Origin of the sequence: Xanthobacter aminoxidans, from assembly GCF_023571765.1 — a bacterium.
Taxonomy (GTDB): Bacteria; Pseudomonadota; Alphaproteobacteria; order Rhizobiales; family Xanthobacteraceae; genus Xanthobacter; species Xanthobacter aminoxidans.
Genome location: NZ_JAMJXC010000006.1, coordinates 239,970 through 263,698, shown reverse-complemented (window position 1 = coordinate 263,698; position 23,729 = coordinate 239,970). Strand labels below are relative to the sequence as shown.

Here is a 23,729-nt window from a genome sequence, read left to right as displayed (position 1 = left end):
GCTCCGCTTCCCGCGGGGCGCCCACCTTCCAGCCCGCAATTATGCGGAGCAGAACCCCCGCCGAAACCGGCGGCAACACAGACCTTACAGGCCGGCGCTCTGCATAATCCCGCTCTCCGCATAATCGATGTTATGTGGAGCTCCACATAAGATCGAGATCGGGGCGGCCTGGGCCAAGCGCTCCAACGAGGGCCGGGACTATCTGGGCCTCAAGCTCGACGACCCGAGCTTCAACGCCCCCATCTACGCCAACCTCTTCGAGGACGAGGATGCCGAGGGCTACAGCCTCATCTGGTCCCGCCCCAACGGACGCCGCAGCCCGGACTGAGGCCCCCGCGACATGCCCCGCCCGGACGGTCCGGGCGGGGCTTCCACCACCCAGCGCCGTGGCACCTGGGGATGTCAGCCGGGAAGCGCATATCGCCTGAGGATCACCGCGCCGGCCTCCTCAACAATCTCAATGGCCTCGTTGATCAAGACCTCCTCGGCCGCGAGCGCCTCCAGCAGCGCGTCGAACAGCTCGCGCTGGCGGGCCGGCACCACCTGAGGGACGATGATGACCAGCCCCGCATGAAGCTCCTGCTTCACGTAGAGCTTGCGGAAGTCGCGGGCATTGTTGGTCACGAAGGTAAAGTCCTCGGCGACGATCCGAGGCATGAGGTTCCAGTCAGTCTCGCCGCCAAGGCCGAGCCACGTCACATGCGTGGCGTCATGTCCTCGCGCCTGCGCCACGGCCACGAGGGACCTGTGCAGGCACTCGTCGATCAGAAACTTCATGCAGCCGTGCCGGACCGGCGCGACCTGGGATCGCCCTTGAGCGTCAAACGCTGCGAGGACTTCAGCCGCACTCCCTGCTCGTCCAGCGTCTTCGGCCGTCCGCGCGCCGGGTGGGCGGCAACCCAGATCGCCGCCAGCTCCAGCATGCGCGGCGCCAGTGCCGGATAGCCTTCGAGGATCTCCTCGGCACTCGCCCCCTGCGCCAGCATGGCGGCGACCATGCGCACGGGAATACGCGTGCCCTTGAACACCGGCTCGCCACCCAACGTATCCTTCCTGCGATGAACCGCGGCTTCCGCCTCATCGAGCGTCCGGATCTGCGCGTCGAGCTGCTTGCGCGCGGCTCCCACATCGACAATCAGCAGTTCGTCGGCTCTCACCGTCTTGGCGTTCGGCGTCGCCGCGATCGCCTCGAACAGCTTCTCGCGCCGCTCCGCGCTCAAGGCCGATCCGACGCCGTGCCAGAGCTTGAGGCGCAGCAGTCCCTCCTGGGTCAGCGTGCGTCGGGCCGCGCCGCTCGGCCGAGTATCGGCCTTCGTCTCGACGATCTTCTTGTCGATGGCATTGTGCACCGCCTTCACCGCCATGCCGCTCACGGCAGCAGCTTCAGTCGGGGTGTAGATGCGGTCGGCAGCCATAATCATTCTCCTCGTAGAGAATAATATAGGAGTGTTCGCCTGGACGGTAGAGGCCGCCGCCTCAATCCCCCCTCGCCGACGGGAGTCGCCTGTCAGGTTTCGTCGTCCGGCTTGACCAGCTCGACGTGGCTGACATCGAGCGCCTGCGCCAATTCGTAGAGCGTGATGACGGTCGGATTCCGCCTGCCACGCTCGAGGCCGCTGAGATATTGCTGACTGAAGCCAGAGCGCGCCTCGACCTCCTCCTGGGTCAGGCCTTTCTCCCGACGCAGGCGGGCGAAGTTCCGTCCGACCAGTTTGCGCATGTCCATGCGCAGACGGATGACAATTTACATACTTTGAGTTTATCAACTTTAATATGTAATCTCGCCATTGAAAGAGGATCAGCGTATGGTCCATGGGCGATGATCGGCGGGAATAAGCCAAGCGTGTCCCGCCATCAATCAGGGAATGGGGACCCTGGTTACATGACAAGACGAACGACCGCGGTTTCATGCCAGGGGCACCGCATTGGCCGGTCCCTCAACGACCAGATCGAGACGGTGGGTGTTGGGTCCCAACCTGCGCCGAAGCTCAATGAAGCCTTGGGACAAAAGGGATGAGCGACGCAACCTTCCTCGACGAGCCACCGGAGAGCTCGACGCTCACCGACTACGACCGCACGCACATGAAGCTCTATCTGCGCCTCCTGGACGCCGCGACAGACGGTGCGGACTGGCGCGAGGTGGTCCCGGTATTGTTCGGCCTCGACCCGGATCGTGAGCCCGAACGGGCCCGCCGCATCTATGACACCCACCTCGCCCGCGCCCGCTGGATGACCACGGACGGCTACCGCCTGCTCGTTCGCGAAGGCCATCGCGACCCGCCCTCGTGATGCGCTGACGGCAACACCTGTTGCGCAATCCGGGGCTTCCGCAGCGTCGCACACGCGAGAATTGTATCCGGCTGAGTCTGCCCAGACTGACGGTCGGAGAATGCCATGTCCCTGGACACGTCCCGCTGGCGATCACAGTCCACCTACGACTATGTCGACACGCTGACCGCCCCCGACATCGGATGGGAATGGCTGAGGCGCAACGAAGACTACCAGAGCAGCTACGCGGCGTTCAGCCAAGCCGAACATCCTGCTCCAGCGCTGACGGAAGGTGCAGCGCGAAAGTGGGGACTGCGATTTCCCGGTCGATCCGGCGCATAGGGCAACCGACGCGGACATCTTCTGGCTGCCAGAGGAAGATACCAGCAGCGTCATCCTCACCTTCGCGCCGCCAGCCTTCCGTTCCTCCAGCGATGTGCTCTCGCTGCTGAACGGCTCGGATCTTGTCCGTGCCGATGACGGGCTTCACCATCTGCGCGACCTGGCCAACGGCCAGCGCCTCCACCTCGTCTTTCCGCCCGACGCAGCACCGGGTCGGCCGCTTGCGGCCGTCGTGCCGCTCAGCCTTGACGGCTTCGATCGCCTCGAAGCCGTCGCCCGGCTCCTCGCCTCGTTGCATGGCCGCAACGTGCCTCCTGACACCCGCCTGACGCCGCAGCAATTGGCACGGGCTCGCCGCATGCTGCAGGCCGCCGATGGCCACCGCACTGGCGCGACCCAGAAGGAGATCGCCGAGGTCGTCCTCGACAGCGGCCGGCTCACCCGCGACGAATGGCAGGCCTCTTCGGCCCGTCACGCCGTCATGGGCCTGCTGCGCGGTGCGCGCGCCATGATCTCCGGCGGATATCGCAAGCTGCTTCGTCATCGTCGGCGATCTTAGCCCGACCGGGCGTCCTCGCCGGTGTGGGAATTCAGGTCCCCCCAAAATCCCACTGCATCTCGCCAGTCGCGCTTCGCCATCGTGACCGTCACCGACCGCCCTCCCCCGGCGGTCTGAGCGACCCTCACGGAGGCCCGATCCATGCGACCCGATCTCGCCATTCTCCCGCCGCGCTACCTGCGCACCAAGGAAGCCGCGGAATTTCTGAGCCTGTCCGCCCGCACCCTGGAGAAGCACCGCACCTATGGAACCGGCCCGGCCTACCGCAAGCTGGGCGGCCGCGTCGTCTATGCCGTCGACGACCTCAGGGCCTGGGCCGAGCGCGGCGCGGTGACCTCCACCTCCGATCCCCGCGGCACCGTGCTGCCGGCCAAACGCCACGCCCCTGCCCCGCCGGCTTCTGCCGGCCGCTACGCCCGCTGATCCGGCGGCGGCTTCCCAATGCCGGCGCACCACCGTCCTTCCCCCGAGCGTGGGCAGCTCGACCTGTTCCACGCCCGTCCCGGCGACTTCGCGCCCCGCGATGCACAGGATCTCATGGCCTATCCGTTCTTCTCCCTCGCCAAGTCGCACCGCATCGCGCCCATCGACTTCTCAGCCGGTGATGTCGCCATCCGGGTCGAGGCCGTGCCCGACCATGGCATGGCCACCATCTGGGATGCCGACATCCTGATCTGGGCGGCAAGCCAGATCGTCGAGGCCCGCGATGCGGGACTGCGCACCTCGCGCCTGATGGCAGCGACCCCCTACGAGATCCTGACGTTCATCCGGCGTGGGGTGTCCCTGCGGGACTACCAGCGCCTCAAGGCGGCCCTCGACCGTCTCCAGTCCACGACGGTGGTCACGTCCATCCGCCAGCCGGCCGAGGGTCGGCGCCATCGCTTCTCCTGGATCAACGAGTGGCAGGAGCGCACCGATGGCGCCGGCCGGCCCATGGGCCTCGAGCTGATCGTCCCCGACTGGTTCTATCGCGCCGTCCTCGACGATGCCCTTGTCCTCACCATCGACCGGGCCTATTTCGATCTCACCGGCGGCCTCGACCGCTGGCTCTACCGCCTGGTGCGCAAGCACGGCGGGCGGCAGCGCGACGGCTGGCGCTTCGAACTGCGCCACCTGCACCAGAAGTCCGGCAGCCTCTCGCCCTTCAAGCGCTTCGCGTTTGAGCTTCGCGACGTCATCCGCCGCCAGCCGCTGCCGGGCTACCTGCTGTTTCTCGAAGCGGAGATCGGCGGTCGCCTGCTGCTCGCCTTCGAGCCGTCGGCACCCTGTGGACAGGCTGTGGATCCCCTCGTGCTATCGGGAACCCCGGATATCGTGCCATCGGGAACCGCACAGTCGTGCTATCGGGAACCAGAATCGGGGTTAAATCGCGGGGAGAAAAAGCGAAATCGCGCCCTTAACTTAGATTCTAACGTAGACTCTAACTTTAAGACGCGCGCACGCGATGTGGACAACATCGCTACGAAGCCGGAAAGCGCCGCTCGATCTCTGACAATCAAAGATAGACGCGATACGGATTTCCGTGAAGACGGCTTTACGACTCGCGATACTTGCGGCCCTGCGCAACTGCCCCTCGACCCTCGTCGGGGAGGCCAGCGATGATCATCGCGCTGGCCAACCAAAAAGGCGGTGTCGGCAAGACCACGCTGGCCCTGCACCTCGCCGGCACGTGGGCGCGCCAGGGCAAGCGCGTCACCCTGATCGATGCCGATCCCCAGGGCTCGGCCCTCGACTGGTCGCAGCAGCGCGCCCGTGAGGGGCTGCCGCGCCTGTTCGGCGTCGTCGGGCTTGCCCGCGACACGCTGCACCGCGAGGCGCCGGAGCTTGCCCGTGATGTCGACCACGTCATCATCGATGGGCCGCCCCGCATCGCCAGTCTCATGCGCTCGGGGCTGCTGGCGTCCGACCTGGTGCTGCTGCCGGTCCAGCCGTCTCCCCTGGACGGCTGGGCCTCGGCCGAGATGCTCGCCCTGCTGCGGGAAGCACGCATCTACCGGCCGCAGCTCGCCGCGCGGTTCATCTTGAACCGGTGCGCCACCCGCACCGTCATCGCCCGCGAGACCGCCGAGACCCTGGCCGATCACGATCCGCCGGTGCTCGCCACCACCGTCGGCCAGCGCGTCGTCTTTGCCGACGCCGCGCAGACCGGCCGGCTCGCCTTCGAGATCGACGAGACGAGCCCGGCCGCGCGTGAGATCGCAGCGCTGGCCGCCGAGATCGACCGCCTGCGCATCGGGAGGATCGCGGCATGAGCCGGCGCGGCTTCGCGGCACGCCCGGGCGATGCCGAAACCTGGATCAAGACGCCCGAAGCGCGGCCTGGGCGCGAGGCGCCGGATGGCGCCTTCACGGCGCGGCTCACCATCGACGTCACCCCCGACCAACGCGCCCGCATCAAGATCGCGGCATTCCAGCGCGGCGTCACCGTCGCCGACATGCTGCGCGACCTCCTCGGGCGCGAGTTCCCGCCTGCTCCCGAAGGAGACACCCCATGACCGGCTCCGCGACGTCCCGCCGGTGCGAAGACCCTCGGCCGAGCGGTCCTCACTCCGCGATCACCTTCGTCGAGCTGACCTGGGTGGAGAAGCGGATCGAGACCTGGATTCGCTTCGGCCGCCACACCTGCGAGGAGATCATCAACCGCCACCGGCGTGTCCTCGGATTTCCGGCAAACACGGTGTTCTGCTTCGTGCGCTGGGCCGCCAACGACTATGGCACCATCCTCTCGCGCCTCGATATCATCCGCGCGGTCGACGAAGGGACACCGTTCCAGACCCTGTCCTTCGTCCGCCCCGGCGGGGAGATCCTGCTGCGCGTCAGCGGCTGGCCAAAGGTCTGGAGCGCGCTGCAGGCGATCGACGCCATCGAGACGCGCGGCATCGATCCGGCCCACGTCTCGCCGGACTACTGGCGCCACGTCCACAATCGCCTGACCGCCGACCAGGAGCCCCGCGCCTACACCATCGAGCAGCACCGCGCCTTCCTGCTGCGCCGGAGGGCGCAGCCATGACGCGCTTCGGCTACGTGATGGCGACCTACTTCGTGACCATGGGCGTCGCCGGCGCGGCGTTCGTCCCGACCTCGCTGAAGCTGGTCTGGAACGCCTCGCCGAGCGTGCCGATCGGTCTCTACACCATCGGGACCACGGAGCACCTCGAAGTCACCGACCTCGTCGCCGTCGCGACGCCGGATTGGCTCGGACGCTTCCTGGCGGCGCGTGGCTATCTGGCCGAGGGCGTGCCGCTGATGAAGCGCGTTGCCGCGCTACCGGGACAGCGTGTCTGCCGGCTGCGCGGCGAGATCACCGTCGACGGCGTCGCCATGGGACGTGCGCTCGACCGCGACCACCTCGGCCGGGACCTGCCCTCCTGGAACGGCTGCCACGTTGTCGCTGACGGCGAGCTCTTCCTCATGAACTGGCAGTCCGACGACAGCCTGGACGGCCGCTACTTCGGCCCGCTTCCGGCAAGCACCGTCATCGGCAAGGCCATGCCGCTCTACACCGACGAAGACGGCGATGGCCGTTTCGTCTGGCGCGCGCCGACCCGGTGACGCCCTGCGCCCAATCCCTTCCCACCCACCTCATAGGAGCACCCGATGTCCCTCATCGGTCAGTTCAGCCGCACCCGGAACGGCTATGCCGGACACATCCGCACCCTCTCCATCGACGCGGAGATCGTCCTCGTGCCAGCCGAGCAGTCCGACGCCGAGCATGCGCCGGACTACCGCGTTCATCTCCTGGACGACGACGGGCCGGAGATCGGCGCGGGCTGGAAGCGCATCGGGGAAAAGGCCGGGGACTACGTCTCCCTGGTGATCGATGATCCCGTTTTTCTCCAGCCCATCCGCGCCCACCTGTTCCAGTCCCTCATCGACCGAACCGCATGGGGCCTTCACTGGACCCGTCCGTCGAAGCGCAGCGAGCGGGACTGAGCAATGCTGCAACGCTGCCGACAACCCACCGCCGGGTGGCCTTCCGCCGCCCGCCGCCTGAGCCTCCTTCTCCTTTCCGGCCTGCTCGCCACCACGTCCGCACCGGTCGGCTTGCGCGCGCAGGACGCGCCCGTCGGTCGGCTGGAGGTGAGCGATCCCTTCGACGCTCCGATTGCCGAGGCTGCACAACGCTTCGGCATTCCGGCGTCCTGGATCCGGGTCGTCATGCGCGCCGAGAGCGCCGTGGACGCCACCGCCGTCTCCCCGAAGGGCGCGATGGGCCTGATGCAGATCATGCCCGAGACCTGGGCGGAGCTGCGCCGCCGCCACCGTCTCGGTGATGATCCCTTTGATCCGCGCGACAACATCCTCGCCGGCGCCGCCTATCTGCGCGAACTCAACGACCGCTACGGCGCTCCGGGCCTGCTCGCGGCCTACCATGCGGGGCCGGCGCGCTACGAGGCGTATCTCGCCGGCCGCCAGTTGCCGGCCGAGACCCGCGCCTATGTCGCCATGCTCACGCCGGCCTTCGGTGGCGGTGAGCTACCGGCGCCGATGGCCACACCTGCCGTCGATTCCCAATCCTGGCGCGCCGCGCCGCTGTTCGTCTCGCAGCCGGAGCGCGCCCCGTCCACTGATGCGACCACCACCGCCGCACCGTCCGGAAGCGATCCGCACGAACTGATGCCAGGTGCCGCGCCTGCACTCGCACCGCAGCCCTCAGGCCTTTTTGTTGCCCTCCGAGACGGAGGAAGACGGCCATGATCTCGTATACCCATGCCGTCGCCAGCGGCCATCGTGGCACGCACCTCACTGCGGACACTCCTCCTGCCGAAACGCTCCACGGACATGGCCCAGCGCAGTTCCCCTTGCCGAACAGCAGCAGGAGAGCCCCGATGGTCGCGCTCGCACCCTCGCGGCCTCACGCGCTGTCCTGGATAGGAAAGGCGGGACGGCAAGAGCAGTGGAAACACGACCGAATAGGAGGGCAAGATAAAAGCGGCTCGCCGGCCGAACCGCAAGCCATTGACACGGCTTGGGTTCCGGCGTGCCGGTCGGTCGGTGGGCGTGCCGCGCCCTTCACTTTCGGCAATGATTTCAAGGGTGTTTCTGGCACCGTTTGGCATCTGGTCTTTGCCGAGGTGCTGGCATGAGCGAGGGCGACAGCGATTTCCGTGTCCGACCTGGCCGCATCCGCTCGACCCGGGCGCCTCGGCAGAAGAGCTTCATCAACCAGGTGCTGCGCGCCGCGAAGAAGGCAGGCCATGTGGGCAACGGGGCGCACGGCTCGGGCGCAGGCCGGGGACGAGCCGGTGCACCCGGGCGCTCCACCTTCGGCCGCGGCCGCCTTGGCTTCAGCCGAAGCCGGCTGTTCTCAGGAAGCCGGCGCGTGGTGGTGGCGGCCCGCATCGCCCGGCACTCCGGCAAGGCGTTCCGCTCGGCGCCGCTCGCCGCGCACCTCTCCTACCTGAAGCGGGACGGGGTCAGCCGGGAGGGAGGGAAGGGCATCCTGTTCGATGCCGGCTCGGATCGCGCGGACGATCGCGCCTTCGCCGAGCGGTGCAAGGATGACCGGCACCATTTCCGGTTCATCGTCTCGCCGGAGGACGCGGCCGACCTCACGGACTTCAAGGCGTTCACCCGCGACCTCGTCCGGCAGATGGAGGCCGATCTCGGGACACGTCTCGACTGGGTCGCCGTCGACCACTGGAACACCGACAACCCCCACGTCCATCTGCTGGTGCGTGGGGTGGACGAGACTGGCGCCGACCTCGTCATCTCCCGCGACTATATCAGCCAGGGGCTGCGCACCCGCGCCCAGGAGCTGGTGGAGATCGAGCTCGGCCCGAAGCCCGAGCATGAGGTCCGACACGCCCTTGAGAAGGAGGTCGCCGCCGAGCGCTGGACCCGTCTCGACGCCGAGATTTGCGCCGCCGCGGATGACACAGGCCAAATCGACCTGCGTCCCGAAAACCCCGGCGCCTCCGACCCCGAGATCCGCCGGCTGATGATCGGTCGGCTCCAGCATCTGGAGAAGATGGGCCTCACCGCTCCCGCCGGACCGGGTGAGTGGATGGTCGGGCTCGAGGCGGAGCGGGCGCTGCGCGACCTCGGCATGCGCGGCGACATCATCAAGACCATGCACCGCGCCTTCACCGAACGCGGCCAGGAGCGCGGCGTCGCCGATTATGTCATCGATGGCGCGGCGAGCCCGTCCCCCATTCTGGGCCGGCTGGTCGACCGAGGCCTGCACAACGAGCTGACGGGCGAGGCCTATGCCGTGATCGACGGCATCGACGGCCGCGCCCACCATGTCCGCTTCCGCGGCATCGAGGCCTTCGCGCACGCCCCTCCCCTCGGCGGCATCGTCGAGGTCCGCCGCTTCGGAGGCGCGGACGATGCCCAGCCGACCCTGGTGCTCGCCACCCGTTCCGACTTCGATCTCGCCCATCAGGTCACGGCGACGGGCGCCACGTGGCTAGATCACCGCCTCGTCGAGCGCGAGCCCATGGCGATGGCCATGGGCGGCTTCGGCCAGAAGGCACGCGAGGCCATGCAGGCGCGGGCCGAGCATCTCGTCGAGGAAGGCCTCGCCCGCCGCCAGGGCCAGCGCATCATCCTCCAGCGCGATCTCCTCGCCACCCTCCGCCGACGCGAGCTCGATGCGGTCGGGGCGAGGCTCTCCGCTGAGACCGGCCTGCCGCAGCACGAGACTGCCGCAGGCGAGCACGTCGCCGGCCTCTACCGCCAGCGCCTGACACTGGCCTCTGGCCGCTACGCCATGATCGACAGCGGCCTTGGGTTCCAGCTCGTCCCGTGGTCGCGCGAGCTCGAGAAGAAGCTCGGCCAGCATGTCACGGGCACCGCGAAGGACGGCGGCGGCATTGAGTGGAGCCTCGGCCGCAAACGCGACCTCGGCCTCTAGGTACCCGCGAACCGCAGACAAGGAGCGCCCATGTCCGCCACCAAGATCCTCTGGGGCCAGATCATCGTCGTCTTCCTGATCGTGCTCGTCACCACCTGGGCGGCGACGCAATATGTCGCCTGGCGGCTCGGCTTCCAGGCGCAGCTCGGGCCGCCCTGGTTCAGCCTCGCTGGTGTTCCGGTCTATTTCCCGGCGGCCTTCTTCGCCTGGTGGTTCTCATACGACGCTTATGCCCCCGACATCTTCAACTGGGGCGCGGTCATCGCGGCCTCGGGAGGTTTCCTCGCCATCGCGGTCGCCATCGCCATGTCGGTCTGGCGGGCCCGCGAAGCCAAGGCCGTCTCGACCTATGGATCGGCCCGCTGGGCCGAGCCGCCCGACATCAAGGCCGCCGGCCTCCTCGGGCCGGATGGCGTCGTGCTGGGCAAGCTCGGACGAGACTACCTGCGGCATGACGGCCCCGAGCACGTGCTGTGCTTCGCCCCGACCCGAAGCGGCAAGGGTGTGGGTCTCGTGGTGCCGACGCTCCTGACCTGGCCGGGCTCGGCCATCGTCCATGACATCAAGGGCGAGAACTGGCAGCTGACCGCCGGCTTCCGGGCCCAGCACGGCAAGGTGGTGCTGTTCGACCCCACGAACCCGGAGTCCTCTCCTTACAACCCGCTCCTCGAAATCCGCCGCGGCGACTTCGAGGTGCGGGACGTCCAGAACGTGGCCGACGTCCTCGTCGACCCGGAAGGCTCGCTCGATCGGAGGAACCACTGGGAGAAGACGAGCCATTCCTTGTTGGTGGGCGCGATCCTGCACGTCCTTTATGCCGGGGACGACAAGACCCTGTCCGGCGTCGCGGCCTTCCTCTCCGATCCGCGCCGGCCCATCGAGGCGACCTTGCGGGCGATGATGACCACCCGCCATTTGGGGGAGGATGGTCCGCATCCTGTCGTCGCTTCGACAGCGCGGGAGCTGCTCAACAAGTCGGACAACGAGCGCTCCGGTGTGCTGAGCACCGCCATGTCGTTCCTCGGGCTCTACAGGGACCCCGTGGTGGCCGCAGTCACCCGCCGCTGCGACTGGCGCATCGCCGACCTCATTGCCGACGAGCGGCCGGTCTCGCTCTATCTCGTCGTGCCGCCGTCGGACATCAGTCGGACGAAGCCGCTGATTCGCCTCGTGCTGAACCAGATCGGGCGTCGCCTGACTGAGGACCTCCACGCCAGGGACCGGCGCCATCGCGTGCTGATGATGCTCGACGAATTCCCGGCCCTGGGCAGGCTCGACTTCTTCGAGAGCGCCCTGGCCTTCATGGCCGGGTACAAGATCAAGGCTTTTCTGATCGCCCAGTCGCTCAACCAGATCGAGAAGGCCTATGGCGCCAACAATTCGATCCTCGACAATTGCCACGTCCGCGTGAGCTTCGCCGCAAACGACGAGCGGACGGCCAAGCGCATCTCCGATTCCCTGGGCACCGCCACCGAGATGCGCGCCATGCGCAACTATGCGGGCCACCGCCTCAGCCCCTGGCTCGGACACCTGATGGTGTCGCGGCAGGAGACCGCACGGCCACTCCTCACCCCCGGGGAGGTCATGCAGCTTCCCCCTGCCGACGAGATCGTCATGGCGGCCGGCACGCCTCCGATCAAGGCAAAGAAAGCCCGGTACTACGAGGATCACCGTTTCACCGAGCGGGTCCTGTCGCCGCCCGCCCCCTCCCGGACCACCAGGACCAGCCGGGAAGATGGCTGGTCGACCCTGGTGCCACAGAAGCCGGATGCCGGTCTCGTCGCCGAACTGGCCAAGGCCGAGGCGGACACCGCCAACAGCGGCCTGCGCCGTGAGCCCGAACTCCCGGACCACATCGCCATCGCCAAGGAGACCACGCCGGCAGGAGCCGCGGACGAGTTCGCAATCGTCCTCGACGAAGAGCCGGACGACACGGTCCAGCAGGCACGTGTCCTGCGGCAGCAGATGCGCGGCGTCGCAAGGCAGGCGGCGCTCGACCCCCATGACGGCATCGATCTGTGAGGATGGCCATGCGTGACCGGATGAATGTGTATTTCCCGCCGCAGATGCTCAAGGAGATCACCGAGCTTGCCGAGCGCCGGAAGCTGTCTCGCTCGGCGATCGTCGAGGCGGCGGTCGCGTCCTTCCTCTCTCCTGACGGTGCTGACAAGCGCGAGGCGGCCTTTGCCCGTCGCCTCGATCGGCTCTCCCGCCAGGCTGCCCGCATCGAACGCGACCTCCGGGTCACGGCCGACACGCTGGCCCTCTTCGTGCGGTTTTGGCTCACAATCACCCCGCCGCTGCCAAGCGACGCCCAGGCAGCCGCGCAGATCAAGGGGCGAGAGCGCTACGAGGGATTCGTCGAAACGCTCGGCAAGCGACTTCAGAAAGGACAGAACTTTCTGCATGAGATCCCGGACGACGTCTCAGGACAACCTGTAGCTGACGAGCCGAACCGCACTGACGCAAGGTAGCCAGATCCCGCAGCAACCCCTCAACGCATTCCGCAATGTCCGTTCTCCGTCAGCCGAGCTCGAACGGCGAGCGATGGGCGGTCGTGACCCATAGCCAGCTTTGGGACGGTCTGCTTTAGGGCAGGTTGGTCACCTTGGCTGAACAACTGGTATAAGGACGTGAATGGACTGGCGGCTTTGCGATAGGACAGGAAGCCGGGAAGTGGACATGCGCCTGCGTTCGAAGCCGGCAATTCGCCTGGATGGTGCGCTTGTCAATCAGCTCCCGTCCTCCGCGTCGGGATCGGGAGTCAAGATTGGCCAAGGGCGCCCTGACGCAAGATCGGGATGGCGTGGTTCCGATTCCGGCGCACCGTATTCGTCCCGGAGCTTGTCAATGAGGTTGAGACAGCGGGCGGCGGGATCGTCCTTGCCGCCGCTGCCCGTCATCGCTAGCAGCTTCCGGCGCAGCTCTACGGCCGGGACAGGTACGATGTTGTAAGCACCTTCCCAGTTCTCTGCCGGAACGTGTTCTGTGACGGCGCTTTGGACTGCCTGCCATCCTATGAACGAGCGTCCGGTTCTAACCTCGAAATCGATTAGCATCAGTATGTCGTCCGTGTCAGGATCTTCGGCGACCGCGCTGGCGAGCAAGGCAAGTTGCTTTGATGTCGGCCCATCCTTCAAGAGGTCGTAGACGTATGCGCGCACCTCTGGAAACTCCGAAATCAAGCCACCCAGTTCGCGTCGCCAACGCCACTCGTCGTATGCCTTGCCGTCGAGAGCGCCGCTGACGGTCAAATCAACAAGACGGTGCGCGGCGGATACGGTATCGAGGCTCAATGCGGTCCCGCGCCACTGATGATTTTGATAAAGGCGCAGATCTTGTTCGGCGAGCGTGAAGATCACGCCTTCTGCGTCATCCGAGGACGAATTGCTGAGCCCGCTGACCATTTCTTCGAGCATTCGCGGACCGCGCTGAGCGTCCGGCATGCCACGCACGATGGCGGGCAGACTGGTGACGGGCGTGGCGAACGGCAAAAGACGCAACCAAGCACGTAGCTGATATGCGTCGCCTTCAGTTAAAATCCAAGTCTCCTTCTTGGCTGCTTCAAAGGTCTCAGCGATACCGTCGGCGACGAGCTTGATGTCGATGTCCTCGCCGGAGAGGACTAGCGACAACAGCAAGTCTGCGCGGGCTTGCCTTGGCGCGAGAGAAATGAGTTTCTGGATCGTCTCGTTACGCTGGCCGTGCGGGAGTCGCGATCCGACAACGCCGAGCGCAACCCCCAGCTTCACTTGCGCATCTGTCGCACCATCGACAATCAGCCTGTCGATTCCGTCGAAGATTGCCTCCGCCTCAACTGATGTCGCGGTCGGATCGGCGCCGCGAGCCACGTGGCATGCTTCCACGCGCGAGAAATCTACACCATGGCGGAATCTCTTTTCGTCCTTGGGTTCGTTCGCCTCGAACCACTGGACAGCCAGCACACGCGCCGCCAGCTCACCAAAATGCTCATCAGTCAGGTATTCGCCCATCAGCGCGGCAGTCTCCGGCGAATTGATTGCCAAAAACGCGCGTTGATACTCGTGCATGTGCGGGTGTTGCGCTTCATGTACAACGTCGCAATCTCTCCAGCCACTCGCGGCGGCCTTTTCGCGGAAAGCCCGATAGCGACGCAAGTTGTCGTCGAGCAGCCTCTTCAAGAGTGGAAGATGCGCGACAGACGGCGCCTGGCTCAACATGGTTGCAATAGTGGCGAATCGCCAACGCTTCTCATCTCCAGCGACGAGCATGCGCTCGCCCCAATCCTCCGCAAGAATTCCGATTGCGGCCAAGCCTTCCTCATTGAAGGGCCGGGCTCGTTCCTCGTCGCCATAGGTCTCGCGGGAAAGCAGCTCGGCCAGTTGGGCGATTTCCTCACTGTCGGCGTTTGCCGCCCGCGCCTGAACGGCGGCCACCAAACTTGCGCCCGGTGTATGGCCAATACGGGCGCGCAGATCATGATAGCGATCAGCCGCCGCCTGATCGTACTTCCCGCTCGCGTCGCGCACGATTTTATGGGCGGCAAGATACGCGTCGATCAGCCGGCCAACAGCGTTTGGCCCCAGCACTGAAGCAGCTGCCTCGGCGCGATCATCGTGGCGGCTTGTTTCTTCGAGGGCGATCCCGAGCAGCGCGCCGTCCTCAAGGGCCAACCCGGCGGCCGCAAGAATATTGTCCGCGCCGTAGAAGAGTTCGCGGCGCTCGCGCACGCGGCACAGCAGCCCGTCAGTTAGAGCCTGCGGGTAGCGCTTTCGCACTTCGTACAACAGGTGCATCTCGCCATCGCGCGTCCGGTCGATCTCCATTTCGGCGATAATCTCAGTAACTTCGGCGTCGCGTCCTCCTCCACCCGGCGGCGCATAGACGAGCGCGCGCAAGCGCTGGAAGTGCGAAATGCCAACGGCCTTGCGCCGTTCGCGCGCTCGGTGGAGTTCTTGCTGGGCGGCATCGACTCCAATGTCGTCGAGGTGACCCTTCTCGGCGAGAATATCGTAGGTCGCGTCGCCCGCGTCAGCGAGCAAGTCGGCGATGTGGCGATCCGCCCGCCGAAATGAAAGCGCCTCGACCACCGTCGCTTTCACATCCGGGTCGCTATCCTTTTTCGCAATCGCGGTCGCGAGGTCGAGGCCATCGATTGCGCCGTGCGAGGCAATTTCATGCAGCACATTCTTTCGGATTTCCGGAGGCAACGCCGCGATCCGCGCCGGGGCATCGCTGCCGAGCACGGACGGACGAAATCGCTGTGCCGCTCGGAGGGCGGGCAAGTGCACCTGAGTGTTCGCGTGCGAAATAAGCGGCCACAGAAGATCGCCGAATTCTGGCCTGCCGGACGCGATCATGAACCGCACGGCGCGATCCACCCTGCCAGGCGCGTGCCACTTTTCGGTGAGGCTACGGATCTCGGCTCCGATCGGCGCCCAAACGTCGTCGGTGGCGCGGAAGATCATTTCGCCCGCGAGGATGGGGTCGACTTCGAAGGCCGCGAGAATAGCGGCGCTGCATGCGGCCTTCTGTGCGCCGTCGCCGCGCGCGCTCCGTTCGACGGCGAAAAGGACTGCTTCTTCCCACGGGCGCCGATTGAGCACGTCGGCTTTCAGTTTATCGCGTGCTTCCGGAGCGCTGACGGCCTGTAGCATCAGTCGTTCGACGTAGTGCGAGGCGTACCATTCCTGAAATTGCTGGTGCTGGAACGAATAACCCGGCGTATCGCCGGAGCGCGTCAGAACGTGATTGCTGACAAGCGTGTCGAGCAACGTGTCGGGCTGTGTGGTGATGGTCATCTGCCCATCAGCCACCAGGCCCCGCGCGGTCTCGGCAACCGATTTGCGTGCGTTGCTGTCCGTGATCGCTGTGTTGGCTGTTGTCGTGGCGAACATGGCGAGATTGTCCAAATAGTCCCGCTGGAAGCCGAGGGCCACGGCATGAAGCGCCGCCGCAGGGCGGGCTTCCTGCTCATGCGCGGCAACGAAGCGCCGTAGCACTTCTTCCTTTGTGGTCGGAAAAGGCGCGCCCTCCGGCAGCGACAGCAGCGCCGTGAGATAGAGCGGGATGGTGACGAGTTCGCGGACGCCCGCTGTCCGCCACGCCTGCTCAACGAGCTGTGCGCCAGCCTCGCCGCGCATGGCGCGCGCAATCTCCATTTGCTGCTCGTCGTCAAGCGGCAGCAAATCGACCCGCGTCCCGGCAAAAGGAATGTCGAGGGCCTGCCTGCGCGTGGAAATGACGAGACCGAGTTCCGGCAATTCAGTCTTGAGGGCCGTGATTTGCACGCGCGCGCGTTCGCGTGCGGCGGCATCCAGCTCGTTCCAGCCGTCAAGAAGCAGCACGACGCCGGCCTTCGTCGCGACGGTGCGGAAATCCTGCTCTGAAATTCCGTTGAACGCGGGGCGTTTCAGGATGGATACGAGCAGCGCATCGCCTTCGGTGGCCCAATCCCCCAGCGGTACGATAAGCGGCGTGCCATTGCCGATCTCCAACACGCCGTCGGCGACCTGAAAAAGGGTTGTCGTCTTTCCCATTCCGGGCGCCGCGACAAGGATAAGGTCATCCAGTATGGTCACGGCGTTGGCAAGCGCGCGCGTGCTCAGCGTCTCGTCCACATGCTTCACCTTTAACGTCAGCGTGAGCGCCACGTTTGTGCCCGGCCATTTGGGCGTTCGACGGAACACGGCCAGGTCGGCTGAGGCCGCTGCTCGCAGGCGGCGCCCCAGATCGTCCGGCGTGGGCGCTTGCATGTCGGGCCCGAACGGCACGTTGTGCATCACGCTGCGCCACGAATCCTCGTTCGTCTGTCTCTTCCACCCACGCAATTCCTCGACGGTGAATTTCGAATCCTTGGCGTCGACGGCACGCCCGTGCACGTCGCAGAGCCAGATGCCGTTGTCAGCGGCCGCGCGCTCGTCGGGAGTCATTTGCGCGTCGTAGCGGGGACCGCCCGGCGCGGCCGCGCAGATGTGCGAGGCTTGACCAATATTGATTTCACCCTCGCCATCGGACGTGGCGGCGTGGGTCAAACGGCGGCATGCCGGGTTGGAGCAATGGCCGCGCGCCTGCCGCTCAATGGCCCGCTTGGTTGCGGGCGAAAACTCGTCTCTGTTCTTGTTTTTGGCCATCGATGGCTTGCCCGGATTAGGTCGCTTGGACACGTTCTGAAAGCTGCCCTTCGACTGAAATTTTGCCGATGTCGGCTGATATCAAAAGCAAAGATAAGTACCCCATCACCTCGACGATATCGCTGGAAGTTCCTCCAATCGCAGCTTGCGCTTTCGCGGCGAAGTCAGAATCGCCGGTTCGCATGTACTCAATCAATTCCGACACAGCCGGCTGCAAGCCTACGTCAAAAACATGGAGTCGCCTGGTCAGCTCATCGTGCTTTCTGGCAAAGTCTATCTCCAAAATTCGATGGGCAGAGATTTCTTCTTCGGGGCGCGTCTCAGTTCCAAGGCCTTTTTGATCCATCGCGCCAAGTTCGCTGGCCAGACTCACCACCTCCCCAAACAAGACCGCTATAGCAAACGAAGCTTGGGGCAATCCGAGTTCTTCAGCCCAGCCGACGGCGCCTTGTACGTCAGGAAGAAGGGTTTGGTAACCTGACCTCGCCAGTGCCGGAAATGCGATACCCTCAATGAAAGGCATGATTGTCAGGTGGACCGACCAGTCCACCAATGACCTTACGAGCTCCGCTTGTTCAGAGAAGGCGACCACCGCATCTGGGATGTCAGACGCAGGCAGCAACGCTAGAACATCTACCGGAGGCCATGGGAGAATACCTGTGGGATTAGCACGGAGATGGAATTCCACGACTATCCCGGCTTCCACTGCCGAACGTTCAATTTCCGCCTTACGCCGCGCCAGTCGTGTTTCCCCCGCGGCCTTGGCAGAGAGGGATACAAGCCGCACGGCGTTGCCTACTCTCGCCCCCTTGCCGCGCACCGCCCAAGTTGCCGCTGGCGGCTCCTTTCGCTCGTGCGCTTCCCCGGCCAGCAGTCGTAGCGCCTCCAAGAGCGACTTGAGTCGCATGAGCATTGGCGGAGCCCCCTCGCCAATGAGCGGCCAAGGCTCTTCGGCGACGGCAGTGTCGACATCTACGATGAGATCGCTCAACCAAGCAATGTATGCGCCAGCTTGATCGGGCAGTATCGCGAACCTCTTGACGAGATTGACGCTGGCGCTGTTTAGGAGGTTCTGAAACTTGGTGACGGCGGTGCTGGCCTCTCCGCTTCCCGCTCCTGACGCTTCCAATGGCGAAAGAGCCGGAGGTGTCAACGCCTCAGTTTCCGCATTGAGCGAATTCAGCCTGTCGGCGAGGCTGCCGAGGGCATCCTTTCCTCGAAAATGCGCATCGAAGATCTTCTCCAACGTCGGCACAAGGGCCTCGAGAATGGCCGCTCCTCTTGCAAGATAATGGCTATAGCTTGGAGCTGCGACGCGACGGGAGATCAAATCCCGCCATCGCCGGTTCCATTGAGGAACAGACGGCGGAGGGAGATTGTCACGGGGAATCCGCTTTGTCGCGAGCGGCAACTCGGCGAGGCCGGCAAGTTCACCGCTTGCGGTAATTGCGTTGGACACCGCAATGTCAGCCGACGGACACAGGGCCAAAATCAGCTCGCACAAACTCACAACCGCCCCGTGCGGATTTTCCTGTACGGAGCCGGCGACGTACCAAAGATCGCAACGAACCACTACTCCATCGTCTGCATCTTCGATTGTCACAGGACAAGCCCAAGCCGTCTCTGTCTGAACCCGTGCGAGCAGTGCGTCTTGCCCGACCTCGGCGACCCAGTGTGTAGCAATCTCACGATCTAGGGCGGCGAGAGTGCCCATTGCCGAGCCCACAAGATGTAGATCTGCGGTCAATAGGCCTTCTGGAACCTGCATTAGGCTGGTCCGTATCGCGTTAGGCAAAGGCATTCCGACCAAGGCCGCGAGAATCTCATTGAGGCTCGCCAGATCCGCTGTCTCGATCAGGACAGACAAGGCAGAAGGTGACATGCGTTCCATCAACAGGTGACGGGGATCATCTTTCGGAGAACCCTTAATCTGCGAAAGTCGGTCGACTGCGTCCTGAACCTCCGGGATGAAGTTGAGACCAGCCAGATCGGTATCGGTAATCCCGAACAGTGCGGCGCTCCCAACCTGTGTTCGTGGCAACGCACGAGCTTCCGGAGTGTCCAGCCATTCGTCCACGCCCGAGGAAACTCGGCCTGAACCTAGACCCCGGAGCGCTGAGGCCAATGCGCGCGGGTCTGGATCACCCTCCAAGCGGACAATCAAGCTATCGAGCACTGCCGCGACCGTCAGGCGTCGCGCCGATAACGTGTCGGCGACCAAGGGCTCGAGGTCGGAGGCGGTCACACTTGCAACCGTCCATTGGAAACTGGTTTCGAGCGTCGGCAATGCCGTCTCGTGCGTCAATCGCAACAATTCTTCGGATCGAAGTTGATGGAGGCCCGTAACCGCGCCCGGAGCAGGCGAACGAACCAGATGTTCCTGGATGAGGCGCTGTAGTGCGCGTGACAGATCGGCATGACTGACCGAAAGAGTTCGCGCCAGTCGCGACGCATCGACTTCAGCGTTTGCCGCGCCCGCCCAAGCGCCGGATCGCAAAATATCGAGTTCAAGGGAACGCTTCGGATCCGTAATCCTGGCCGCAACCTGATCGGCGAGGAGTTCGTGCATCCTTTGCCCGCGCGTCAGGATATGGACATATTCGAGAAGGAGACCATCGCTCATCTTCCACGGCTCGCGCCAACCCAGCCAGTTCGTCTTTTCGGCCTCGCACAGCTCTCGCCAGAGCCGCTCCGCAAGCTCATCATCGGGATCGGCGCGTATTTCGGCTGCACGGGCACGCTCGGCAATCAGCGTTACATCTTCCTCCCTGACCGAACCGAGCAGGACGACGCCGGGTACGGACATCGCTTCTTTGAGCAAGGCGCCCCAACTTTCCGGCCCGTTTCGGCCGATATCATCCATGACGAAGCCCAAAGGACTGTCTTCCGAAGCGCAGAACGTGCGGATCAATTGACGCAGAGATGGAATGTCCGCCGAACTCAGACGGCGGATTCGAAACCACCGCACGGTATGGCGCAGCGTGTTGGCGGCTTCCCACATCAAAGCGGATTTGCCGGCCCCAGATGGGCCGACGATCAACGCGGCCCGACGTTGTTCAATACCTTCTATCAACGCGGACCTGCTTCGGGGCCGCTCGGATACCAGTCCCGCCGCGATGTGGCCGGGTTCTGCATCGACCCCGAGATAGAAGTTTGGATCGTTTAGGGGGGTGAGGAAATCTACCGGTTCGCAAACGCCATCCCTGAGCGCGTGTTCGATCGCATCGACGTCGATAGCGGCCAAGACGTCGCGGATTGAGGTTTCGGTGTCAGAGAGCGAAAGGCCACGATAGTTCTCCGACGCCAACCGGCCGTTAGCGTCTGCCAAGGCACCCACCCGAATCAGCAGTTCGGCAAAGCACATCTGAGCCGCGATCGGGGCGCAGCTTAGCCGGTCCACGATCAGGCTGATTGCCCATTCCTGCGGTGAGGTCGCCACGACGATCGACGTCCTCGGGAGCAGATCTGAAGCCCCATTGAACTTTGAAAGTCTGGCGCTGATCGGACCTTCAATTGAGCGGGCAGCGGGTTGATCGTCGAGGGGACTGAGGCCAGCCACCTCCCGCTCAAGAACAAGCGCCAGTCGCTCCGGTCGCAGTGCGGAGCCGAGCGACCGACTCCACAGATCCTCGATATGTCCGGCTGTCTCGCTTTCCGTATAGTCCCCAAGGTGCTCACGCCGGCTCTTAACTTGGACAAAGCTCGTCGCGTCGCCGCGCAGCTCAATATCGTCACCGCCTTCCGGGATCACGGTGGCGGGTGCTCGTCGACCAGCCCATATTTCTACCGCCAACCAAGCGGACACGGCATCCTGATAACGAAAGCCTCGGCCGGCGTTTGATCCTGCCCTCGACGCGGCCTTGGGCAGTTTAGGAGACGGCTTTGGGTCGCGGCACTGCCCCCTATTATTTGCTCTATTCATCAAATATATCCCTCACAAATTCGGCTACCTCTACGAGATGAGGGAGCGAAGACTTACGTTCGCTATCTGACAGAGAACCAATGTCCTTTCGTGGCGCACGGCAGAGCCCCATCAAGCCGCTCCAGCTGAGCTCTCCATGCTGCCAGGAGCTATCGGATCCTGATGATCCGGCTAGCGCCGTATCACGCAGTCTAGGCCAGCGCTCCTGGTCCGGCTGCTGGGGCTACCGGGGCCGGAGGCTCACCTTCCTCAGAATTCTCGTCCTCATCGTCGCTGATGTGCATCATCATCTTGTAGTGGGCGACGTGGCCGGTCTTCTCGAAAACCTCGGCGAAGACCCGTAGATACCCTTGAACCGCATTGTCGTCGGCTGCGAGGTAGATGTCGTCGTGAGCGCTGTGCGACCCGTCATTGATCCATGAGAACAGCGAGGCGCAGATCTGGGAGTCGCGCCCTTCAAAAAGCGCGACAATGCTGTCTTGGTGCCAGCCTCCGAGAACAATGAGATAGTTCTCGACGATTCGTCGCAGCGTGTTCTGGATCGTCAAATTTGCCCGCTCTGGATTGCGGACGTCCTCCCAAAGCAGCTCGTACGAGGTCTTCACTGGGTTGAAGGTGTAGTGATGGAGCGAGGAGATGTTATCGCGCTTACGAATGATCCAGAAGCTCTCATCGCGGAGACATCCTGAGGCCGGCCGATTCCGATCATAGCTCACCTCTTTATGGAAGTAGATGTTGTGCGTGAGCACGAAGATCTGTCGGACGGAACCCCTCCCGGCGCGAACGTCGGCAATCACCCCCCGGATTAAAGCGCTCACGATGAAAAGCACGTCGGCGTCGAGGCTCGACACGGGATCGTCAAATACAACTACCTTTTCGACCGTGGTTCCAGTACCGGACGTGCTGCCAGCCAGCATGTGGTAGAAGTATAGGAAGGTGATGAACGACCGCTCGCCCTCGCTGAGGGTCTTCGCGGCGTCGGATCCGTCGAGGCGCACGATCCGGTACATGTCGTTGCGTTCGCCGGCAACCGCGAGCTTAAAGCTTGTGAAGCCAAATGAAGACAGGATGCGGTTGATCTCGTCGACTGTCGGTTTGACGCTCGTGATGCATGCCTCTTTCGCCTTCAATTGAGCCGCCAACTCCGCCCGCGTGGTCCTTTTCTCCGAGATCTTACCTTCCAGACCTTCGATCGCTTTGTTGAGGGCAGTCGCGGACGTTTCGTACGTAGCGAGGTCGGTGCGACGCTCTTCGATGATGAAGCGCCAAACCTGTGCGGTCAGTGTGCGCTTGGAGGTGGAGAGATCACGGATCGCTTCGTTGTGTTGATTAATAGCTTCGTTCGCTTGCGCCAACAGGGTTGCAATTGCATCAGCGAATCCCTTGGTGCCCTCGAGCGTAACGGCGGTGCTCGGCTCGCGTCGCTTGGATGCCAGTCGGTCCTGATTGAGCTCGAACGCCGTCCGAAGGGCGTGATAACGTTCCGTCAGGGCTTCCGCATCAAGGAACCTGCTCGGTGAGGCCAAAAGCGCATCGATTCGGTCATAAACGCCTTTCGTGACCGTCTCGTATCGGCTGATCAGCTCTCCGATCTCAGCGAGATCGGTCTCATACTGTTCGTCGAAGAACGAGTTGAGGTCCTCCATAAGGGTGGCAGGAGTTTTCTGTTGGCAGAACGGGCACGGACCGTTCGCTGCTTTCAGATAGTCGACGCCCTGCTTAACCCAGTCGCTATTCCCAAGCTTGCCGATGAGGGCAGCGACGACTACGTCGTCGCGTCCTACGACTTTCCGCGAGAGGATCGTCGACTTCTCCACGACATCCAATGCGCCGAACGTGATCGGAGCTATTGAGGGTTCCTGAGTCGTGGCCCACTGGAAGACGGTTGCCGCGCGCGCTGTGAGATCCTCTATGCTGAGGAGATCAGACTTATTCTGCCCTGCCTCCTTCAAAATTTTGTTGCAGAATGCAACTTTACTCTGGCGATGACCGGTCATAGCCTCTTCGAAGGTCGCCTTGTGGCTCTGTTGTGACTTCCAGCACGCATCATCAAGGAGAACTCGAGCTGCCTTGAGTTCTGCGCGGCGGCCGCCTTCGCCATCTTCGCCTTCGAGATTCCGGCGAAGGCCGTCGATTTCCCGGTCGAGCTTACTAATTTCGTTCTGGAGGCTTCCGATATCTTCGACAACCTTTGTCGAATCCTCACCCAACGTGAAGATTCCTTTGAGCTGATCTCCGAAATTCGTGTCGGCGAAGTCCCGGTTGTACACGAGCGTCGATATCGCTCGGCCGTCCTTCCACGTGACCGTGTAGCCTGCACGGCTGGCTGGGTCGTGGATCACGCGTGAAACAGTTGTCTTGCCGCAACCGTTATGGCCGAATAAATAATTAATCTTTTTCAGGTCGGTGAGCTTCTCACCCTTAACCGGATATGTTGCCTCACCGGCAATCTCTATGGACGTAAGCACCTGTACCCCCCAGACAGCTTTACCCCTAGAACATATCTACCCCATCGTCTCCTCTTGCTCCAGCGTGTGCCATCTTGGAGGCTTTGAGATAGCCGGGGAGCGTCCGCTCGCCGGAATTGGGCCAACTTCCGCATTTGGCGCAATTTTCGCGCTGAGCCCCGCACGTCCATGCGCGTAATGAAAGGCCGTCGAACTTCTTC

At 64.0% G+C, this 23,729-nt stretch carries 21 protein-coding genes and 1 pseudogene; 16 read left to right on the top strand and 6 right to left on the bottom strand.

What is annotated here, in order from left to right:
- Positions 1 to 148: 148 nt before the first annotated feature.
- Positions 149 to 328: pseudogene (locus EJ105_RS12395) on the top strand (DUF736 domain-containing protein); the annotation flags it as partial.
- A gap of 74 nt (positions 329 to 402) precedes the next feature.
- Here EJ105_RS12395 and EJ105_RS12390 read toward each other — a convergent pair.
- From EJ105_RS12390 to EJ105_RS12380, 3 genes are all read right to left on the bottom strand, one after another.
- Complete coding sequence (locus EJ105_RS12390) at positions 403 to 777, bottom strand: DUF5615 family PIN-like protein (RefSeq protein WP_250166576.1); 375 nt, start codon at positions 775 to 777, stop codon at positions 403 to 405.
- Positions 774 to 1,418 (bottom strand): DUF433 domain-containing protein, encoded by a 645-nt coding sequence (locus tag EJ105_RS12385; RefSeq protein WP_394042106.1) that lies wholly within the window; start codon positions 1,416 to 1,418, stop codon positions 774 to 776. The genes EJ105_RS12390 and EJ105_RS12385 overlap by 4 nt, the downstream gene beginning before the upstream one ends.
- Positions 1,419 to 1,507: 89 nt before the next feature.
- A complete protein-coding gene (locus tag EJ105_RS12380) occupies positions 1,508 to 1,726 on the bottom strand; it encodes a helix-turn-helix domain-containing protein (protein ID WP_250166574.1) in 219 nt (72 codons plus the stop codon).
- Positions 1,727 to 2,013: 287 nt separating this feature from the next.
- Here EJ105_RS12380 and EJ105_RS12375 point away from each other — a divergent pair, with 287 nt between their 5' ends.
- From EJ105_RS12375 to EJ105_RS12305, 15 genes are all read left to right on the top strand, one after another.
- A complete protein-coding gene (locus EJ105_RS12375) occupies positions 2,014 to 2,289 on the top strand; it encodes a DNA -binding domain-containing protein (RefSeq protein ID WP_250166573.1) in 276 nt (91 codons plus the stop codon).
- 105 nt (positions 2,290 to 2,394) lie between these two features.
- Positions 2,395 to 2,610, top strand: a complete 216-nt coding sequence (locus EJ105_RS12370; protein WP_250166572.1) for a transcriptional regulator domain-containing protein — start codon at positions 2,395 to 2,397, stop codon at positions 2,608 to 2,610.
- Positions 2,561 to 3,169: a DUF2285 domain-containing protein gene (locus EJ105_RS12365; RefSeq protein ID WP_250166571.1), complete on the top strand. Its 609-nt coding sequence runs from the start codon at positions 2,561 to 2,563 to the stop codon at positions 3,167 to 3,169. Before EJ105_RS12370 ends, EJ105_RS12365 begins: the two co-directional genes overlap by 50 nt.
- A 141-nt stretch (positions 3,170 to 3,310) precedes the next feature.
- Positions 3,311 to 3,592 carry a helix-turn-helix transcriptional regulator gene (locus tag EJ105_RS12360; protein WP_250166570.1) on the top strand — a complete coding sequence of 94 codons (282 nt, stop codon included), beginning with the start codon at positions 3,311 to 3,313 and terminating at the stop codon, positions 3,590 to 3,592.
- Between the two features lie 18 nt (positions 3,593 to 3,610).
- Complete coding sequence (locus EJ105_RS12355; protein ID WP_250166569.1) at positions 3,611 to 4,771, top strand: replication initiator protein A; 1,161 nt, start codon at positions 3,611 to 3,613, stop codon at positions 4,769 to 4,771.
- The gene (parA, locus tag EJ105_RS12350) at positions 4,768 to 5,421 is read left to right on the top strand and encodes a ParA family partition ATPase (RefSeq protein WP_250166568.1); all 654 of its coding nucleotides are present in this window, start codon (positions 4,768 to 4,770) and stop codon (positions 5,419 to 5,421) included. Before EJ105_RS12355 ends, parA begins: the two co-directional genes overlap by 4 nt.
- Positions 5,418 to 5,663, top strand: coding sequence for a ribbon-helix-helix protein (locus EJ105_RS12345; protein WP_250166567.1), 246 nt, complete (start codon positions 5,418 to 5,420; stop codon positions 5,661 to 5,663). The genes parA and EJ105_RS12345 overlap by 4 nt, the downstream gene beginning before the upstream one ends.
- Complete coding sequence (locus EJ105_RS12340) at positions 5,660 to 6,178, top strand: DUF2840 domain-containing protein (protein WP_250166566.1); 519 nt, start codon at positions 5,660 to 5,662, stop codon at positions 6,176 to 6,178. The genes EJ105_RS12345 and EJ105_RS12340 overlap by 4 nt, the downstream gene beginning before the upstream one ends.
- Positions 6,175 to 6,720 carry a S26 family signal peptidase gene (locus tag EJ105_RS12335; RefSeq protein WP_250166565.1) on the top strand — a complete coding sequence of 182 codons (546 nt, stop codon included), beginning with the start codon at positions 6,175 to 6,177 and terminating at the stop codon, positions 6,718 to 6,720. Before EJ105_RS12340 ends, EJ105_RS12335 begins: the two co-directional genes overlap by 4 nt.
- 45 nt (positions 6,721 to 6,765) lie before the next feature.
- Positions 6,766 to 7,101, top strand: coding sequence for a DUF736 domain-containing protein (locus tag EJ105_RS12330; RefSeq protein ID WP_250166564.1), 336 nt, complete (start codon positions 6,766 to 6,768; stop codon positions 7,099 to 7,101).
- A 3-nt stretch (positions 7,102 to 7,104) separates the two neighbouring features.
- Positions 7,105 to 7,866, top strand: a complete 762-nt coding sequence (locus tag EJ105_RS12325) for a lytic transglycosylase domain-containing protein (protein WP_250166563.1) — start codon at positions 7,105 to 7,107, stop codon at positions 7,864 to 7,866.
- A gap of 131 nt (positions 7,867 to 7,997) precedes the next feature.
- On the top strand, positions 7,998 to 8,255 hold the full coding sequence (locus tag EJ105_RS12320) for a hypothetical protein (protein WP_250166562.1): 258 nt from the start codon (positions 7,998 to 8,000) through the stop codon (positions 8,253 to 8,255).
- Complete coding sequence (locus EJ105_RS12315) at positions 8,252 to 10,027, top strand: relaxase/mobilization nuclease domain-containing protein (RefSeq protein WP_250166561.1); 1,776 nt, start codon at positions 8,252 to 8,254, stop codon at positions 10,025 to 10,027. Before EJ105_RS12320 ends, EJ105_RS12315 begins: the two co-directional genes overlap by 4 nt.
- Positions 10,028 to 10,057: 30 nt before the next feature.
- A complete protein-coding gene (locus tag EJ105_RS12310; protein ID WP_250166560.1) occupies positions 10,058 to 12,049 on the top strand; it encodes a conjugal transfer protein TraG in 1,992 nt (663 codons plus the stop codon).
- A gap of 8 nt (positions 12,050 to 12,057) precedes the next feature.
- Positions 12,058 to 12,501, top strand: a complete 444-nt coding sequence (locus EJ105_RS12305) for a ribbon-helix-helix domain-containing protein (RefSeq protein ID WP_250166582.1) — start codon at positions 12,058 to 12,060, stop codon at positions 12,499 to 12,501.
- A gap of 258 nt (positions 12,502 to 12,759) precedes the next feature.
- On the opposite strand, the gene EJ105_RS12300 is transcribed toward EJ105_RS12305, so the two are convergent.
- The 3 genes from EJ105_RS12300 to EJ105_RS12290 all read right to left on the bottom strand — a co-directional run bounded on the left by EJ105_RS12300 (position 12,760) and on the right by EJ105_RS12290 (position 23,529).
- On the bottom strand, positions 12,760 to 17,139 hold the full coding sequence (locus tag EJ105_RS12300) for an NACHT domain-containing protein (protein ID WP_250166559.1): 4,380 nt from the start codon (positions 17,137 to 17,139) through the stop codon (positions 12,760 to 12,762).
- Positions 17,140 to 17,155: 16 nt separating this feature from the next.
- Positions 17,156 to 20,890: a hypothetical protein gene (locus EJ105_RS12295; protein ID WP_250166558.1), complete on the bottom strand. Its 3,735-nt coding sequence runs from the start codon at positions 20,888 to 20,890 to the stop codon at positions 17,156 to 17,158.
- Positions 20,891 to 21,252: 362 nt separating this feature from the next.
- Entirely contained in the window at positions 21,253 to 23,529 is a 2,277-nt protein-coding gene (locus EJ105_RS12290) for an AAA family ATPase (protein WP_250166557.1), read from the bottom strand.
- Positions 23,530 to 23,729: the final 200 nt, after the last annotated feature.